The organism is Arenibacter nanhaiticus (assembly GCF_900141935.1).
In the GTDB taxonomy this organism is placed as follows: Bacteria; Bacteroidota; Bacteroidia; order Flavobacteriales; family Flavobacteriaceae; genus Arenibacter; species Arenibacter nanhaiticus.
Window position 1 is genome coordinate 1 of record NZ_FQYX01000009.1, and the last position, 17,177, is coordinate 17,177.

Genomic DNA, 17,177 nt, shown 5'->3' on the forward strand with positions numbered 1-17,177 from the left:
TTCCTTTTGCGGAGAAAGAGGGATTCGAACCCCCGGAGGTGTGACCCTCAACAGTTTTCAAGACTGCCGCATTCGACCACTCTGCCATTTCTCCTTGAGTGTCTCATCAACTATGATTGTTGATTGCGGGTGCAAATATAGGGACCTTTTCTGAATCACAAAGAGTTTTTGTGTCTTTTTTCTGAAAAAAAATATATTGTATTGATTTACAGGTAATAAAATTTTGTCTTATCGCTTAATTTTGCAAAATCCTAGTAAAACGCAGGGGCAAGGGAGGTTTTAGTTTAAAATTTTCACCTCTAAAAAGAGCATAAAGCTATAATATCTCCCTAGTTCTTGTAACCGTGTTTAGCTTTATTGAATCTAATCTGTTTAATTATAAAATATACTAATATGAATGCAGATGTTCTATTGGTAAAAACGGTATTAAAATACACTTTTGGTGTGGTGCCAGTAATTACTGGTCTAGACAAATTTGCTAATTTACCGACCGATTGGAGTCACTATATTTCCGAAAATATTGCTGGAATACTACCCTTTGAGTCAGCTGTATTTATGAAGATCGTAGGTGTAATTGAAATTATGGCAGGTATTCTTGTGTTCATAAAAACGAAACAGGGGCCTATGTGGTTGTCGTAATGTTAGAGGTTATTGCTGGGTCGCTGTTGATAGGAGGTAATCATACAGATGTAGCGGTCAGAGATGTTATTATGGGGGTGCTGCATTTTCGCTGGCAATATTATCAGAGGATAAACTCGGGTGTTCCATGTGGACTTTATATGGGTTTTTTATGTATTCGGTAAAAGCTGAAGCAAAAGACGATTTTATTTAAAGCTAATCATCAGTGGTCATTGCATAATATAAAAAAAGGAACTACCCTTTTATGACTGCGACCGGACGCAGTTTAGCCACTTTCTTGGCGATACCTGAGTCGCTAATCGTCTGGACTACCATATTGACATCTTTGTAAGCTATTGGTGCTTCTTCGGCAATTCCTTTATAGGAACCCGCAGTTACAAAAATGCCTTTTTCTTTAAGTTTTTCCTGTAGTACCGGTGCATTTACTTGTTTCTTGGCGGCTGTACGCGATAATCGTCTTCCAGCACCATGGCAACAAGAACCAAAAGTCAATTCTTCGCTTATTGGAGTGCCGGCCAATACAAAGGAAAAAGTGCCCATGCTGCCAGGAATTATAACGGGTTGCCCGACGGCTTTATAGTCTTGAGGCAATTCTTTAAATCCTGGACCAAAAGCTCTTGTTGCCCCTTTGCGATGAACGATAAGTTGTGCTTTCTCTCCATGGACCAAATGTGTTTCAATTTTGGCAATATTGTGGGCTAAATCGTACATTAATTTTAAAGGCTCAACTTTGGCGCCAAAGATGTTTGCCCATGCTTTTCTTGCCTCCCATGAAATGATTTCCCTATTACACCAGGCATAGTTGGCCGCAGCACACATGGCCTTAAAATAATTTTGACCTTCTATGGAGTTGAAAGGAACACATGCAAGTTCCCGATCAGGTACTTGCATGCCGTACCTAGGCATGGCCGTAATAATTTGCTTTGTATAGTCCGTTGCTATTTGGTGTCCCAAACCACGGGATCCTGTGTGTATCATGACCACTATTTGGTCTTTGCAAAGTCCGTATGCCTTGGCGATAGTTTCATCATATACTTCCTCGATATAATCTACTTCAACAAAATGATTTCCGGAACCAATAGTCCCTAACTGATCGGTGCCTCTTTTTTTGGCCATTGCCGAGACCAAGGAAGGATCGGCGTCTTGAAGTCTTCCATTACTTTCCATATAAGCTAGGTCTTCTTTTTTTCCATATCCCTTTTCAATAGCCCACTCGGCACCCTTGAGTAATACCTGGTCCATTTCTTGCTCAGAAAGTCTTATTTGGCCGCCTTTTCCCATGCCCGAAGGTATCTGTGCGTACATTTCCTTGGAAAGGGCTTCCGTTTTATCTTTAATATGATCTCTTTTTAGGTTCGAAGTCAACAAGCGAACCCCGCAATTAATGTCATACCCAATACCACCCGGAGATATAGCTCCGTCGGGGAATATGGTGGCCGCGACTCCACCGATAGGGAAACCATAACCTTCGTGAACATCTGGCATAACTAGAGCAGCACCTTTGATTCCTGGCAAGGAGGCAACATTAACTAACTGTACCAATGACCTATCTCCCATAATGTCATCGAGCAAGGGCTCAGAAGCTAGTACCCTTGCAGGGACCCGCATAGCCGGCCTGAAAGATTTAGGGATTTCCCATATATAATCGGTGACCTTATTGATGTCTGTTTTGTGAATTTTCATTTTTTTAAATATCAAAAACGACCATAGTTTCCCAATGCCCGTCGTTATTTTTAAATATATCGGCCTCGTGGTAGGTTACTGCTTTTATTTCCTCATCAAAACCGAAGACATGCTTCCCATATATTTCGGCAATAGTTTTGATAGGGGTAAATTCTATAAAAATCACCTTGCAAAATATCCCTTTTTCGGTGCAGGAAACAGAAAGCACTTCAGACAAAAAATCAATAAGCAAGCAAGTAGGATCCGATGCCGTAATTTCAATTTTTAACTTCTGATCGAAAGGGTAATCCTGAAGGCAAAAATTCTCCTTTAGGATATTCCCCATTCCTATTATTCCCACATGAAATAGTTCTTGTAAATGAGCAGCTGTAATCCTCATCCGTATGTCGGCAGTATGGGGAAGGTATTCTACTTTCATTTTTTGGTCGCTTTCACCACTACAAAAGAACCTTCTCCATGGCCGGGTTTCGGCATTTGTACATTTTCTATATCCTCTAAATCGCCAAAAAGTGTCTGGGTGAACTCTAGATCTTTGAATCTCGCTTCCTTTAACAGGGTCTGGATGCGGGCTACAGTATAAAAATTAGCCTTTGCGTAGAAGGTGCTTTGTTTCCGTTTTTCGATATATTGTGTCGCTATGCTTCTTTCTTTATCCAAAAATCCGATCAAAACAACCCCTTGGTGCTTTAATACCCTATAGGCTTCCGATAGGGCGTCTTTTATATCATTTAAATGGCAGATAGTGACAAAAAGTACAAAGTCGAATTGAAGGTCACCATACTTAAGGCGCTCTGCGGTTCCTTCCATAACTTCGACCCCTCTTTTTATAGCCTTTTGTGCCATGGCCCTTGAAGGCTCCACACCTTCTTTAATTCCTAAGGGGACGGAAAATCTACCGGTACCTAAACCTACCTCAATACCTTTAATATTTTCAGGCAGTTTGGATAATTGCTCCCTAATAGCTAGAAGCTCTGATTCATATACCTGGGAATGGTCATCGTACCATTTTTCGTATTCTTCAACATGTCGGTCAAATATTTCTGCTTGTGTCATCGTTTTTTATTTTATTGTTGACATAAGGTCCTTATTGTTAGTAGTATACGAAATGACAATTATCAATAAGCGCTAACTTTAACATTAAAATAAGAGCTCTTCCAAACACTGTTAATAAGAACATAGACCTAGTGTGTTTGTTTTGGAAGTTTAAAAGAAATAGGAGTAGTTGGTTATAATTTTGAAAGCAGGGTATGCATGAGGGCTGTACATCTGTCTACTTGAAGATACTTTACTTTTATTGTTTCTTTTTTCTTATAGACTTTGGGATTATCAATCCGGGCTTTTTGAAAAATCTACTTGAATCAATTTCTAGTGCGAGATACCTTAGTACTTTTAAGGGAGGAATGGGGTATGAAACAAGGAAATAAACTTAACTTTGGCTATCCAACTTATTGCAGGTGTAGAATCAACTTCTAATAGCAATAAGGTCTAGGTAGTGATACTTGATAACATCTATTATGAGCAATTAAGTTGTTTTATAGAGGTTATATAAATTATGTGTTAATTAAAAAAAGGAATTTACATTGGATGTCATAAAAAAATTAGAGTGGCGGTATGCGGTAAAGAAATTTGATGAAGACAAATTATTGTCCGAAGAAAAATTGAATAAGCTTATACAGGCCTTTAACTTAACGGCAACTTCCTATGGTTTGCAACCAATTAAGCTATTGGTAGTCCAAAATAAAGAGCTGCAAAAAAAATTAATGTCTCATTCTTATGGGCAACAACAGGTGGCACAGGCTTCTCACGTTTTTGTGATCTGTATCGAAAAGCATATTGGAGCGGAGTATATCCGTAAATATTTCAATAGGGTCAAACAATTGCGAAATACGAAAGATGAAATTCTAGATCCCTTTAAAGGGGCTTTGATTGAGACTTTTTCTAAAAAGGAAATTAACGAGGTTCGTAGTTGGGCTACTAACCAAGCTTATTTGGCTCTCGGTACCTTGATGACTGTTTGTGCTATTGAAGATATTGACGCATGTCCTATGGAGGGTTTTGATCCTGTATCCTACGATAAAGCCTTAGGGCTTAAAGAAAAGGAGTTAACCTCGGTATTGGCTCTTCCGATAGGATATAGGGCCCAAGACGATATGTTTGCAACTTTAAAAAAGGTTCGTAAGGAATTAGACGAAAGTGTTATCCGTATTTCTGAATAGTCCCCTAATTTTAATAATTCACCATTTATCAATAAAAAAAACAATATATATGCCAGGTTTTGAACTTTTTGGAGATAAGGAACGCGCCCAAGTAAACGATGTTCTAGATTCAGGGGTGCTGATGCGCTACGGATTCGATGGTAAGCGCCAAGGCCATTGGAAAGCTAAGGAATTAGAGCAGGCCTTGGAGAAACGGATGCAGGTAAACCATGCCCAATTGGTCAGTAGCGGAACTGCTGCCTTAACGGTTGCTTTAAGTGTTGCTAAGGTAGGGGCAGGGGACGAGGTGATACTTCCTACTTTTACTTTTGTTGCTAGTTTTGAAGCTGTCTTGTCCGTTGGGGCCATTCCTATTTTGGTAGATGTAGACGATACCCTAACCTTGGACCCGGCGGCGGTAGAAAAGGCAATCACTGAAAAAACCAAGGTAATTATGCCCGTCCACATGTGCGGTTCTATGGCCGATATGGCACCTTTAAAAGCCCTTTGTGATAAACACCACCTGATACTGCTTGAGGATGCTTGTCAGGCAATAGGGGGTTCTTATCAGGGGAAGTTCCTAGGGAGCTATGGTGATTTAGGATGCTTTTCGTTTGATTATGTCAAGACCATTACTTGTGGAGAAGGGGGAGCTGTAATTACCAATAATGAAACCTATGCTATGCGTGCAGACCACTTTTCCGATCATGGACATGACCATATAGGAAAGGACAGGGGAGCGGAGGGGCACCCGATTTTAGGGTATAACTACAGAATTTCGGAGCTTCATGCTGCCGTTGGGTTGGCACAGATCAGTAGGCTGGACGATATATTAGCAATACAAAAAAGGAATTATACCATTCTAAAAACAGTTCTGGAAGAAATCGATGGGCTTAGCTTTAGAAGAGTCCCCGAAGGTGGAGTGGAAAATTATTCTTTTTTGAACTTTTACCTTCCTTCACAGACCTTGGCCAGAATAGCCGCGACAAAATTGTCGGTAACAGGGGTAGATGGTTGCTTTTATTGGTTCGATAATAATTGGCATTACTATAAAAAATGGGAACATTTAAAGGATTTAAAAAGTCTGGGGCCAGTTTCGGATCAGGTAAAAAAAGGTCTTCCCGATTACCATAAGACCGATTTTTCAAAATCTGATCATTGGGTAGGACGAAATATTTCTTGCCTTATCAAACTAAATTGGAGTCTTGAGGAAGTAGAAGAAAGAGCTCGGAAAATGGCTTCTGTTATAAAGACCATAGTAAAAGACCATAGCGTAGCGGAAACTAAAGTCAAGGGGTAATTTATTGTACTCATAAAATACATCACAAAAAAGGATAGCCTAACGCTATCCTTTTTTGTGTATAATAATGAGGCTATGTCTTAATAAGATACGTATTCTGTAATCTCCAAGCCGTATCCTACTAATCCTACTCGTTTGGTCTGTGTAGAATTAGATAATAAGCGGATCTTGGCTATGTCTAGATCGTGTAAAATTTGTGCTCCTACGCCAAAATCTTTGGCGTCCATATCTATTTTTGGCGCCTTAAAAATTCCTTTTTTCTGCAATTGTTTCAATTCAGCCAACCTTCCCAGTAAATTTAAAGTTTCGGTTTCTTGGTTGATAAAAACAATGGCGCCCTTGCCTTCTTTATTGATAGCATTGAACATATCCTCCAATTTTTTGTCCGGATTGTTCGTAAGCGTGCCTAAAATATCATTGTTAATTAAGGTCGAATTGATGCGGGTAAGAACTTTTTCGTCTTTTTTCCACGTTCCCTTGGTCAAGGCTATATGAATTTGGTTATTGGTGGTCTGTTGATAAGCACGCAACCTAAATTCACCAAATCTAGTAACAATATCAAAATCTTCCTTTTTCTGGATAAGGCTATCGTGTTCCATTCTGTAGGCCACCAACGATTCTATAGAAACTATTTTAAGGTCGAAGGTCTTGGCTACCTTCATCAATTGCGGCAACCTGGCCATAGTACCATCATCGTTCATAATCTCTACAATAACCCCAGCAGGCTGAAAGCCAGCTAATCTGGCAAAATCTATCGCAGCTTCGGTATGCCCGGTTCTTCTTAAAACGCCACCTTCCTTGGCGACAAGCGGAAAAATATGTCCTGGTCTTGCCAAATCGTGAGGCTTGGTGCTTTCATTGGTTAAGGCCAAGATGGTTTTGGAACGATCCGAAGCAGATATGCCCGTGGTCACCCCATATCCTCTTAAATCAACCGATACGGTAAAGGCGGTCTCCATGGGGTCGGTATTGTTATGAACCATCATATGAAGGCCTAACTCCTTGCAGCGCCCTTCCGTAAGGGGAGCGCAAATAAGCCCCTTTCCATGGGTAGCCATAAAATTGATCAATTCTGGAGTAACCATTTCTGCTGCAGCTAAAAAATCGCCTTCATTCTCCCTGTTCTCGTCATCTACCACAATAATTACCTTGCCCTGTCTAATATCCTCAATCGCTTCTTCTATGGTATTCAGCGCAACAGGCTTATCAATCTTCGTTGTCATGTCGTAGATATTTTTCTTTTCTTTGTAATTAATTTCTTAATATAATCTATAATGCTCCCTATGGAAATTAATCCTTTATCGGCGGTAGCTCTTCTTGTTAAGAATATTCCCAAAGGTAACATAATACAGGTAGAAAGCCATGCTCCTAGAACAGGATCAATATTGCCTTCCTTAGCGTAGTTGCCGGCAAAAACACCAATAAAGTAATAGGTAAGGAATAAAACGATGGCAATAACCATAGGCAATCCGAGGCCACCTTTCCTAATAATAGCACCCAAAGGAGCTCCAACAAAAAACAAAATAATACACGATAAGGCTAAAGCATATTTTTTATGCAAGGACAAAATGTGTAGGTTATAAATTTTGTATTTTAATTGAAGTTCTTTTTTCTTTCCCTTTATGGTTGTTAAGATATTCGAAGTAGCTGTTTTTGCCGAACCTATAATCTGTGCGGTTTGCCATTCTGGAAATAACGCAACAATACTATCGGTAGGGATTTGGGCAAGATCGGAAAAGCGAGGCCTGGGCTTTTGGGCTCTTTTCTCTTCAATGCGTGCCATTGTAATGGAGTCGGGTTTTTCGACCACCATAAAAGCTCCCATTCTATTGACTATATTTTTTGAGAAAGCATTTACGACTTTTATATTGTCCTTCTTAAGCGAATCTATATCCTTGGATAAACGCGAAATGTTTTTCATTTTATCGGTGCTAACATCGCGTTCCTCGTTCATGTCCACATTATTAAGGTCGGACAAATCTTTATTAATGGTATAGGTCTTAAAATCGGCCTTGGTAAAGGGGTGTTTATTCTTATTCTTATTGCTTTTAGGTTCCATTTCCTTGTAATAATGGCCATCCTTTAATACCAATTGTAGGAGGTCCGAGTCCTCGCTACTGATAAGCTCTCCAGATTCGGCTTTTATAACCGTGGTATTGACGTTGGTCCTAGATTTTTGATGGATAATGACATTCTCCAAAAACCGATCTTTTTCCCCGTGTTTGCGATCTACCTTCATATTCATGTCGGTACCCTCTAAATCGCTAAAAACACCCTCAGAAATAATAGCTGCAGGTTTAACCTTTGCGATATTACGTCTTAGGTTGTAGATTTTCTGTTCGGATAAAGGAATGATGTTATTGGCAAAATAAAAGGTTACTCCTCCTAAAAAGGTCACAAAAATAATCAAACTCAACATAGATCTCTGCAAGGAAATACCAGAAGCCTTCATTGCGGCAAATTCATAGTTTTCCGCAAAAGAGCCAAAGGTGAGGATCGATGACAAAAGCACCGTCAAGGGAATTACCCGTTCCATTAAATTTGGCATCAAATAAAACATGAATTTCCCTATAATGAAGATGTCTAGGCCTTTGCCTGCAAAATCATCAATAAAGAGCCAGATCGTTTGGAATATAAAGATAAACATCAATATAAAAAACGAACTGAAAAAATTGTAAAGGAAGCTGGATAATATATATCGATCTAATATTCTCAAAGCCTAATTTCTTATTATATAATACCCGTCATTTTTGTATCTGCTTTCATCAAAAGTAAATAAGGTTTTGGATAAAGGCTGATCTATTTTAAAAGAATTCACGGTAATAGTGGTTTTAGTCCCATTTTTACCCGTTTCTATTAGTTTGTAAATATGTTTGGTCTCTACATCGACTCCTAATAAAATAGACTTTATTTCTGATTTGGAATCTATGGGCACCAATTTAACAAACTGAATTTTTCGTCCCTGTATATTTTGTAAAATATCCCAAGAATAACGATGCCCGTCTCTATAGAAAGTCAACATTTTAGAAGGAGTAATAGTGTTTTCGTCTTCGGACTTGGCTTCAATGGTAACTTCTTCGTTTTCGGGAACAATGGTGTAGACTTTTTTGCCGTCGAACAATTGTTGGGAACCTAAGTAGTTAAACAGGTATTTTTCGCCCTGCATGGTGACATCTCCTCTGGTTTCTTGGTTTATATTGGCCTCTTTGTTATTTAAGGTGTATTTAAAATCTACATATATATTGTCATAGCTTTTAACTTTGTTGTAAACTTCATCTAACAGCGATTTAGCTTTTTCGGCATTTTGCGCTATGGATAAAAATGGAATTAATGTTAATGCTATTAAAAGTATTCTTTTCATGTTATTTATTTGATTCATTGGTAAAAAATTGTTCTAAGGCGATCATATCTGGTATTAACACCTGTCTGGCTTTACTACCTTCAAAGGGGCCTACAATACCAGCTGCTTCTAATTGATCTACGATTCTTCCGGCCCTATTATAGCCTAATTTTAATTTGCGTTGTATTAATGAGGCAGAACCCTGCTGTGCAATGACAATTACCTCGGCCGCCTCGCGAAACATACTGTCCCTATCAGAGATATTGTAATCAATACTTGTGCCAGAATCGTCATTCCCGACATATTCTGGAAGTAAATGAGCATCAGGGTAAGCTCTTTGGGAGCCTATAAAATCGGTAATCCTATCTACTTCTGGAGTGTCTACAAAGGCACATTGAATCCTGGTCACATCGTTGCCCTGTGTAAAGAGCATATCTCCACGGCCAATTAGCTGATCGGCGCCCTGAGTATCTAAAATGGTCCTAGAGTCTATCTTAGACGTAACCCTAAAGGCTATCCTTGCCGGGAAGTTGGCCTTAATAATACCGGTAATAACATTTACCGATGGTCTTTGGGTGGCAATAATTAAATGAATACCAACAGCCCTTGCCAACTGGGCCAGTCGTGCAATAGGGGTTTCTACTTCTTTTCCGGCAGTCATGATTAAATCAGCGAATTCATCTATGACCAAGACAATATAAGGTAAAAATACATGCCCGTCGTTAGGGTTTAATTTTCGGGCCTTAAACTTTGCATTGTATTCTTTTATATTTCTAACCATTGCAAGCTTAAGAAGCTCGTAACGGTTATCCATTTCTATACAAAGCGAATTAAGGGTGTTGATAACCTTGGCATTGTCTGTTATAATGGCTTCTTCCGAATCGGGAAGCTTGGCCAAGAAATGCCTTTCTATTTTATTGAACAAGGTAAGTTCTACCTTTTTCGGGTCGATAAGAACGAACTTTACTTCGGCCGGGTGTTTTTTGTACAGTAAGGAGGTTAATACCGCGTTCAATCCTACCGATTTACCTTGTCCGGTAGCCCCTGCCATTAACATATGGGGCATTTTCGCTAAATCTACAACAAAAGTCTCGTTGCTAATTGTTTTTCCAAAGGCAATAGGCAATTGCATTTCGGCCTTTTGGAATTTGCTGGAAGCAATGACCGAACGCATAGAAACCATGGTAGCGTTCTTATTGGGCACTTCTATACCAATGGTACCCTTTCCTGGAATGGGGGCTATGATACGGATCCCTAAAGCCGCCAAGGATAAGGCAATGTCGTCTTCAAGGTTTTTGATCTTGGAAATACGTACTCCTGCATCCGGAACAATTTCATAAAGAGTAACGGTAGGCCCTATGGTGGCTTTTATTTGCGCGATGCCAATTTTGTAGTTTTTTAAAGTCTCTACAATTTTATTTTTGTTTTCCTCTAATTCTTCCTGATTGATGGTAATTCCGCCAGTAGTACCGTGGTTGTCCAATAAATCCAGAGAGGGGAACTTGTAATTGCCCAACTCCAAAGTAGGATCGAATTCTCCAAAATCCTCCACAAGTTTTTCGGAAATATTGTCTTTTTCTTCCTTTTCCTCAGCTAATTTGGCAACCTCCATAGCAATATTTTCCTCTTCGGCAAGATCTTCCTCGGGGGCAATTGCTACTTCAAACTGGTCCTCTGCCTTTTTTGGTTGTATAGGAGGAATGTCTTGTTTATGGGTATAGGTGTCTATTATATTTGTGCTCTCCTCGGTATCTGCGTGCTCTAGTTCAGGGTCTTCTTCAGAATTGGAATCATCTTTAGGTACAGTGTTGGTAGGGGAGGCCTTTGATTTTAACTCTGCGCGAATAGCTGCTATCTTAGCTTTTAAAAACACCGCTACGACATCTGGACTAAGCTTAAAGAGTCTGACTAAAATAATGGTCAACCCAAATAAGAGCAAAAGAATCACACCTAATTTTCCGGTGTAATCTTGCATAAAATCATTCAGTTCGTAGCCTATTAAGCCCCCTAATAAAGGCTGGTTGGGAGCAAAACATCCAAAGGCAATAGAAAACCATATAATGAGTACCAAGCCCCAAATCCATTTTCGTAACAAACCATTGGCAGGTTTGCTTAAAAACATATGATAACCACTAATAAATAGGAGGTAGGTGAATATTATAGAAGCTGGTCCAAAGCCCTTATAAATAAAGAAATGGCTGACACTGGCCCCAAACTTGTTCAATAAGTTTTTTGCTAATTCATTTCTATTGGCGAATTCGGTAAGTAGACTTTGGTCTTCTTGCCAGGTGAAATAATAAGATACAAAAGAGAAAAACAAAGCAATGCTAAAGAGCATTAACAAGCTTCCGGTAATAATTTTATTTTGCTTGGATAATTGTATGGTAAAGTCTTTTTTGATTCCCGAAGACCTTGGTTTTTTTGTTTTCTTTGCCATTAAATCTTATATTCTTGGAGCTAAATTACAAATTTACACAGGAACTCATTCTAACTTTTTTGATATGCCCTAAAATTCGTTGACCCTCTATTAGGTTAAGCGCTCTAATTTACTCCTTTCCTAGAATTGCATTGTTTCAACCTACGATTTGATTAAGAACCTTTACTGTATGTTCATGTCTAAGTTAGATGAGGAAGATAGGTTTTTTTTTATAGTAATTTAGGGATATAGATAATAAGTCCCACAATGCTTGCGGCAATAGATACCAACATCACTGCGCCTGCGGAAACATCCTTAATAAAGCCAATTTTAGGATCGTGTTCCGGATGAATAAAATCTGCCAGTTTTTCTACGGCCGTATTCATTCCTTCAGTGCCTAATACCATCGCGATAGCGATTGTTTGAAGCGCCCATTCTATATTGGAAATATTAAAATAAAAACCAGCGGCAGTGACCACTACCGTAATAAAAACTTGAATCTTAATACTAGGTTCGGTTTTTATTAAAAGTAGTGCTCCCTTCGCTGCAAATCCAACACTTCTAATTCTGTTGACTATAAAACTTTCCTTAGGCATCTATTAACGCTTGCAATGCTGCCTTGTAGTTTGGCTCGTCTACCGTTTCGGCAACCTGCTCGTTATAAAGGATTACTCCTTCTTCATTTAGAACAACTATAGATCTGGAAAGTAAAGATTTTAATGGTCCATCTTTAAATTCTACGCCGTAAGTCTTACCAAAATTACCGTCTTTAAAATCCGATAACATTTCTACGTTCTCTATTCCTTCTGCTCCACAAAAACGGCCTTGTGCAAACGGAAGGTCTTTAGAAACACATAATACCTTAGTGTTAGGTAATTCTGCTACCACTTTGTTAAACTGTCTAACGGATTGAGCACAGGTACCTGTATCTACACTTGGGAATATGTTAAGCACTAGTTTTTTTCCTTTGTAGTCTTCTAAGGTTGCAGCAGAAAGGTCTCCTTTTGTCAATTCAAAATTTGGAGCCTTATTGCCAATCTCTGGCAAGTCGCCTATAGTATTTAAAGTATTTCCTTTTAATGTTACAATAGCCATAAATAAGATTTTTAAATTTTTGGGTGAAAATAACGAATATATAGGTGATTTTTAGAATTTGACCACAAAAAAAATAGGATCAAAAAAGTATCTTTTATGAGCCTATTTTTAAATTTAATGTAAGTCGCTATTTATCAATGGACCCCACAACGCGTTTCATGAAACTGTTTAATGCGTCTTTTTGAGAGCTACCTTCCTTAATGGACTTGTGTACCTCTATGGCACCATACATATTAGAGATCAATTCTCCAATGACATCTAATTCCTCGTCCTTCAACGAAGGGACCTCTGTTAAGGCTTCTAAGGTTTCAATGGTTTCTATTACGAAATCTTCATCGTTTTCTTCAATGAAGTTAGTCAGGTGTTTAATTACTGGTAATTTCACTTATCAAGTCTTTTAGTACATCATATTTGTTCGTTTGAACCTGGTTTTTGAATTCCCCATCGGTAAAGGTGGCAAAAGTAGGAAGATTGTCTACATTGGCCAGTTTTCTAGATTCAGGGAACTTTTCCGCATCGGCAAGTACAAAGGTGATGCCCTCATTTTGAGTAGCCTCTTTTTTGAACTTTGGTTTCATGATTCGGCAGTTACCGCACCAAGTAGCAGAAAATTGTACCACTACCTTTGGGTTTTGGCTGATAATTTCTCTTAAATTGTCGTTTTCCAATTCTAATAACATATTCCTCAGTTTTTAAAATTATAATATAAAAAAAGGAGCCAACTATTGTGATAAATATTGACTCCTCATTTGTGTTGTTGGGTGTTTAGTTTGCGTGAGCCGATAGGTAAGAAGCAACCCCTTTTCTGTCAGCGGTCATAGCCTCTTTTCCTTCTTCCCAGTTAGCAGGACAAACTTCTCCTTTTTCCTGAACGTGAGCGTAAGCGTCTATTAAACGAAGGAATTCGTTTACGTTTCTTCCTAAAGGCATGTGGTTAATCCCTTCATGGAATACAGTGCCTTCCTCATCAATTAAATAAGTAGCTCTGTATGTTACGTTGTCTCCTTCTACAGTAACAACTCCAGTTTCGTCATTGTACTCTTCATTGGTGATGTCTAATATCCCTAAAGTAGATGCTAGGTTTCTGTTGCTGTCTGCCAAAAGCGGGTAAGTAACACCTTCGATTCCTCCGTTGTCCTTTGCAGTGTTCAGCCATGCAAAATGTACTTCTGCAGTATCACAAGAAGCACCGATAACAATAGTGTTTCTTCTTTCGAACTCTTTTAAAGCTGCTTGGAAAGCGTGTAATTCTGTTGGGCAAACAAAAGTGAAATCTTTTGGGTACCAAAATAAGATTACTTTCTTGTTGTTTTTTTGTGCTTCTTCTAAAACGTTAATTTTAAAAGTGTCTCCTAAATCATTCATAGCATTAACACTAAGATTTGGGAATTTTTTTCCTACTAAAGCCATATTTATTCTTTTATCAATTAATTTCTGATTCAAAAATACTGCTTATTGTCAATGTTAAGTAAGAATGTCGATCTAAAAAACTTATAGTCTTATAGCTAATCTATATGCTGTAAAAAATGAAGGCTATTGTTCAGGGGATTAGCCGTATTTAGTAGTGTTTTTTAAACTTGGTTCCTTTTTATTGAAAACCGACTGCCTTGGTTTAAGACGAAGGTTTTATTATTCTTCCGATTAATTTAGGGGCTCTCCATTAATGGAATGTAGGGGTGTTATTTAGCACTCCCTGTTGCGGTAGCCAACATTTTTATTTTAATGCTCAAGGCAGCAAAAAGCAAGGTCATAAACGGGCTCAGCCAGTTAAATATGGCATAGAAAAAATAATCTGCCACACTAACACCTAATACACCGCTGTGATAGGCTCCGCAGGTGTTCCATGGAATAAGAACAGAGGTCACGGTACCCGAATCTTCTAAGGTTCTACTTAGGTTTTCTGGAGCAAGTCCTTTGTCTTGATAGGCTTTAGAAAACATTTTTCCAGGAACGACGATCGCTAAATATTGGTCAGAAGCCGTAATGTTTAAAGCTAAACAACTAGCGACAGTACTGCTGAAAAGACCGAAGGTAGATTTGGCCATACTTAATAAAGCAGCGCTTATTCTAGATAGTGCGCCAATACCGTCCATAATGCCGCCAAAGACCATGGCGCAAAGAATAAGCCAGATGGTACCAAGCATTCCGCCCATTCCTTTAGACGAAAACAAATCCCTTAAAACGGCGTTTTCAGTAGGAATGGAGGTGCTTTGTGTAATTGCTTTTATGACTCCTTCATAACCAGAACGAAAGGTTAATTCTTTTGCCTCAGTAATCCCTATAACAACTTCTGGTTGAAATATTAAAGCAAACAAGCCGCCTAAAAGAGTGCCGATTAATAAAGCTAGTAAAGGAGGAGCCTTTTTTAAAATTAATAGCACAACAGCAACAGGAACTAAAAATAACCAGCCGTTAATTTCAAATGTATCGCTAATAGAGCCTAGAAGGGCTTGAGTGTCGGTTGATCCCGTAGTGTCTATGGTAAAGCCTAAAACAACAAACACCGTCAAGGTGATCAAAATAGTAGGGATTGTGGTAATAGACATGTATTTAATATGGGAAAACAAATCGCTGCCGGCCATTGCGGCGGCTAAATTAGTGGTGTCGCTAAGAGGCGACATCTTGTCGCCAAAATAAGCACCAGAAAGGATGGCACCGGCGGTCATTCCTAATGGGATCCCTAAGGCATTCCCAATTCCTATTAAAGCAATACCTACTGTTGCAGAGGTGGTCCATGAACTTCCTGTGGCTATAGATATGATGGCGCAGATAATAACCGAGGCCATTAAGAAAATTGTCGGATTTAAAATTTGAAGACCGTAATAAATCATGGTTGGTATAATACCGCTAATCAGCCAAGTGCCCGATAGGGCACCTACCATCAAAAGAATTAGCAGTGCCCCAGTGGTCGATTTTACGTTTTCGGCAACCTCAGACATCATTTTGGTGTAGGAGACTTTATTGAAAACCCCTACAATAGCAGCCACAGCTCCTCCTAAGAGAAGAATAAACTGATTGGAGCCGCTTAAAGCATCGTCCCCAAAAATAAACACGTTATATGCTAACATGGCTACCAGTGCTATCACCGGTATTAAAGCTTCCCAGATACTTAATTCTTTATTCTCTACTATGTTTTCAGTTTGCGGCTCTAAGGAATTAAGATCTTGATTCTGCATGTATTCTTGATTAGTTAGGCAGTAATATTACAATTTTGACACCTTTTGTGCAAGTGTTTTAAATTTTGTTTAAATGGGTCTTGTCGTTGCTTTTTAGGATCTCTAATTGTAACATGCAGGTTTTTATGGCAGTATAAGTTCTAGAGATGTCGTTGTCTAAACCTATGGAAAATCGGATCAGGCCATCGGAAAGTCCCATTTCTTTTTGTTCTTCCAAAGGGATTTCTGAGGATGTAGAGGATCCTGGAGCGCTAAAAAGGGTTTTATAGAACCCTAAACTCACTGCTAAATACCCCAAATGCCTTTTTTGCATTAATTCCATCAGGGCATTGGCGTTTTTCAAGGAACCTGCGTCTAAGGTCATGATGCCGCCATATCCAAATTCGGCATTGTATTGTTTTTTCATCACCTCGTGTCCAGGGTGCGATTTTAAACCAGGGTACACTACTTTAAGACCATCCTTTTCCAAGTTTTCAGCTAAATACAGGGCGTTTTCACTGTGTTTTTTTATCCGTAGATGCAGGGTGCGCATATTTTTGAGGATAGAAGCTGCTCGTAAACTGTCCAAAGTGCTTCCCAAAAGCATTCCGGCGCCGTTATTGACATCTTTTAGGCTTAGACAAAATTCTTTGGTGCCACAAACAGCCCCCGCAACGCAATCACTAGTCCCATTGATAAATTTAGTGAGACTATGTATAACAATGTCGGCACCAAAATTAACAGGGGAAATCGATAAAGGAGAGAATGTGTTGTCTACCACTAATGGGATATGGTGGTTTTTAGCCAAGCCAGAAAGAGATTCCAGGTCCGCAATTTCTAGCAACGGATTACTTACCGATTCACAATAAATCATTTTGGTTATAGGTGTTATCGCCTTTGCAACCGCAGAAGTTTTAGTGATATCTACAAAGGAGACCCCGATATTAAATTTTTTCAAAAAATTTTTCATGAAGGCGTAGGTGCCTCCGTAGATAGTTCTGCTGCTCACAATATGGTCTCCGGCTTCGCAAAGTTGCAAAATGACAGCTGTAATGGCTCCCATGCCGCTAGCGGTAACATTAGCGGTCTCCGTGCCTTCCAAAGCCGCTAAGGCTTCTCCTAAATACAGATTAGACGGAGAAGAATGTCTGGAGTATAAATAACAGCCCTCTGTGTTTCCTTCAAAGGTGTCGAACATAGTTTTTGCCGATAAAAAAGTATAGGTAGATGAATCAGAGATAGACGGATTAACGCCTCCGTATTCGCCAAAATAATGTAAATCTTGTAAATTGTCAGGTGCTTTGGAATCCATAATGTTGTTTTAGTTTTTTTAAAATTAAGGATAATCAGGAGA

17 protein-coding genes and 1 tRNA gene are annotated in these 17,177 nt (G+C 39.0%); 3 read left to right on the forward strand and 15 right to left on the reverse strand.

Features of this window, described 5'->3' with window-relative positions; genetic code table 11:
• Positions 1-9: 9 nt before the first annotated feature.
• Positions 10-94 (reverse strand) — tRNA-Ser (locus tag BUA16_RS07250).
• 299 nt (positions 95-393) lie between these two features.
• On the opposite strand from BUA16_RS07250, the gene BUA16_RS07255 reads away from it, so the two are divergent.
• Positions 394-639 (forward strand): hypothetical protein, encoded by a 246-nt coding sequence (locus BUA16_RS07255; protein WP_072764090.1) that lies wholly within the window; start codon positions 394-396, stop codon positions 637-639.
• A 234-nt stretch (positions 640-873) separates the two neighbouring features.
• Here the strand turns inward: BUA16_RS07255 and BUA16_RS07260 are convergent, their stop codons facing one another.
• From BUA16_RS07260 to BUA16_RS07270, 3 genes are read right to left on the reverse strand one after another with little or no spacing between them, the layout of a single operon-like run.
• A complete protein-coding gene (locus tag BUA16_RS07260) occupies positions 874-2,322 on the reverse strand; it encodes an RtcB family protein (RefSeq protein WP_072764194.1) in 1,449 nt (482 codons plus the stop codon).
• Between the two features lie 4 nt (positions 2,323-2,326).
• On the reverse strand, positions 2,327-2,740 hold the full coding sequence (locus BUA16_RS07265) for an archease (RefSeq protein ID WP_072764091.1): 414 nt from the start codon (positions 2,738-2,740) through the stop codon (positions 2,327-2,329).
• Positions 2,737-3,375: a class I SAM-dependent methyltransferase gene (locus tag BUA16_RS07270; RefSeq protein WP_072764092.1), complete on the reverse strand. Its 639-nt coding sequence runs from the start codon at positions 3,373-3,375 to the stop codon at positions 2,737-2,739. Before BUA16_RS07270 ends, BUA16_RS07265 begins: the two co-directional genes overlap by 4 nt.
• A gap of 527 nt (positions 3,376-3,902) precedes the next feature.
• On the opposite strand from BUA16_RS07270, the gene BUA16_RS07275 reads away from it, so the two are divergent.
• Positions 3,903-4,538, forward strand: a complete 636-nt coding sequence (locus BUA16_RS07275) for an NAD(P)H-dependent oxidoreductase (RefSeq protein WP_072764093.1) — start codon at positions 3,903-3,905, stop codon at positions 4,536-4,538.
• Between the two features lie 49 nt (positions 4,539-4,587).
• Positions 4,588-5,817: a DegT/DnrJ/EryC1/StrS family aminotransferase gene (locus BUA16_RS07280; RefSeq protein WP_072764094.1), complete on the forward strand. Its 1,230-nt coding sequence runs from the start codon at positions 4,588-4,590 to the stop codon at positions 5,815-5,817.
• Positions 5,818-5,897: 80 nt separating this feature from the next.
• Here BUA16_RS07280 and ribB read toward each other — a convergent pair whose 3' ends face one another.
• The 11 genes from ribB to BUA16_RS07335 form a co-directional block, all read right to left on the reverse strand.
• Positions 5,898-7,040, reverse strand: a complete 1,143-nt coding sequence (gene ribB, locus BUA16_RS07285; protein WP_072764095.1) for a 3,4-dihydroxy-2-butanone-4-phosphate synthase — start codon at positions 7,038-7,040, stop codon at positions 5,898-5,900.
• Positions 7,037-8,464: an LptF/LptG family permease gene (locus BUA16_RS07290; protein ID WP_245795530.1), complete on the reverse strand. Its 1,428-nt coding sequence runs from the start codon at positions 8,462-8,464 to the stop codon at positions 7,037-7,039. The genes ribB and BUA16_RS07290 overlap by 4 nt, the downstream gene beginning before the upstream one ends.
• Positions 8,465-8,536: 72 nt before the next feature.
• On the reverse strand, positions 8,537-9,178 hold the full coding sequence (locus BUA16_RS07295; RefSeq protein WP_072764196.1) for an outer membrane lipoprotein periplasmic chaperone LolA1: 642 nt from the start codon (positions 9,176-9,178) through the stop codon (positions 8,537-8,539).
• 1 nt (position 9,179) lies between these two features.
• Positions 9,180-11,594, reverse strand: coding sequence for a DNA translocase FtsK (locus tag BUA16_RS07300; RefSeq protein ID WP_072764096.1), 2,415 nt, complete (start codon positions 11,592-11,594; stop codon positions 9,180-9,182).
• Between the two features lie 209 nt (positions 11,595-11,803).
• Positions 11,804-12,169 (reverse strand): diacylglycerol kinase family protein, encoded by a 366-nt coding sequence (locus BUA16_RS07305; protein ID WP_072764097.1) that lies wholly within the window; start codon positions 12,167-12,169, stop codon positions 11,804-11,806.
• The gene (gene tpx / locus BUA16_RS07310) at positions 12,162-12,668 is read right to left on the reverse strand and encodes a thiol peroxidase (RefSeq protein WP_072764098.1); all 507 of its coding nucleotides are present in this window, start codon (positions 12,666-12,668) and stop codon (positions 12,162-12,164) included. The genes BUA16_RS07305 and tpx overlap by 8 nt, the downstream gene beginning before the upstream one ends.
• Before the next feature lie 127 nt (positions 12,669-12,795).
• A complete protein-coding gene (locus tag BUA16_RS07315) occupies positions 12,796-13,053 on the reverse strand; it encodes a DUF6952 family protein (protein ID WP_072764099.1) in 258 nt (85 codons plus the stop codon).
• Entirely contained in the window at positions 13,034-13,348 is a 315-nt protein-coding gene (locus tag BUA16_RS07320) for a thioredoxin family protein (RefSeq protein ID WP_072764100.1), read from the reverse strand. Before BUA16_RS07320 ends, BUA16_RS07315 begins: the two co-directional genes overlap by 20 nt.
• An 85-nt stretch (positions 13,349-13,433) precedes the next feature.
• Positions 13,434-14,078, reverse strand: a complete 645-nt coding sequence (locus tag BUA16_RS07325) for a peroxiredoxin (protein ID WP_072764101.1) — start codon at positions 14,076-14,078, stop codon at positions 13,434-13,436.
• A 269-nt stretch (positions 14,079-14,347) separates the two neighbouring features.
• Entirely contained in the window at positions 14,348-15,844 is a 1,497-nt protein-coding gene (gene nhaC / locus BUA16_RS07330; protein WP_072764102.1) for a Na+/H+ antiporter NhaC, read from the reverse strand.
• 58 nt (positions 15,845-15,902) lie between these two features.
• Entirely contained in the window at positions 15,903-17,135 is a 1,233-nt protein-coding gene (locus BUA16_RS07335; RefSeq protein ID WP_072764103.1) for an aminotransferase class I/II-fold pyridoxal phosphate-dependent enzyme, read from the reverse strand.
• Positions 17,136-17,177 lie beyond the last annotated feature (42 nt).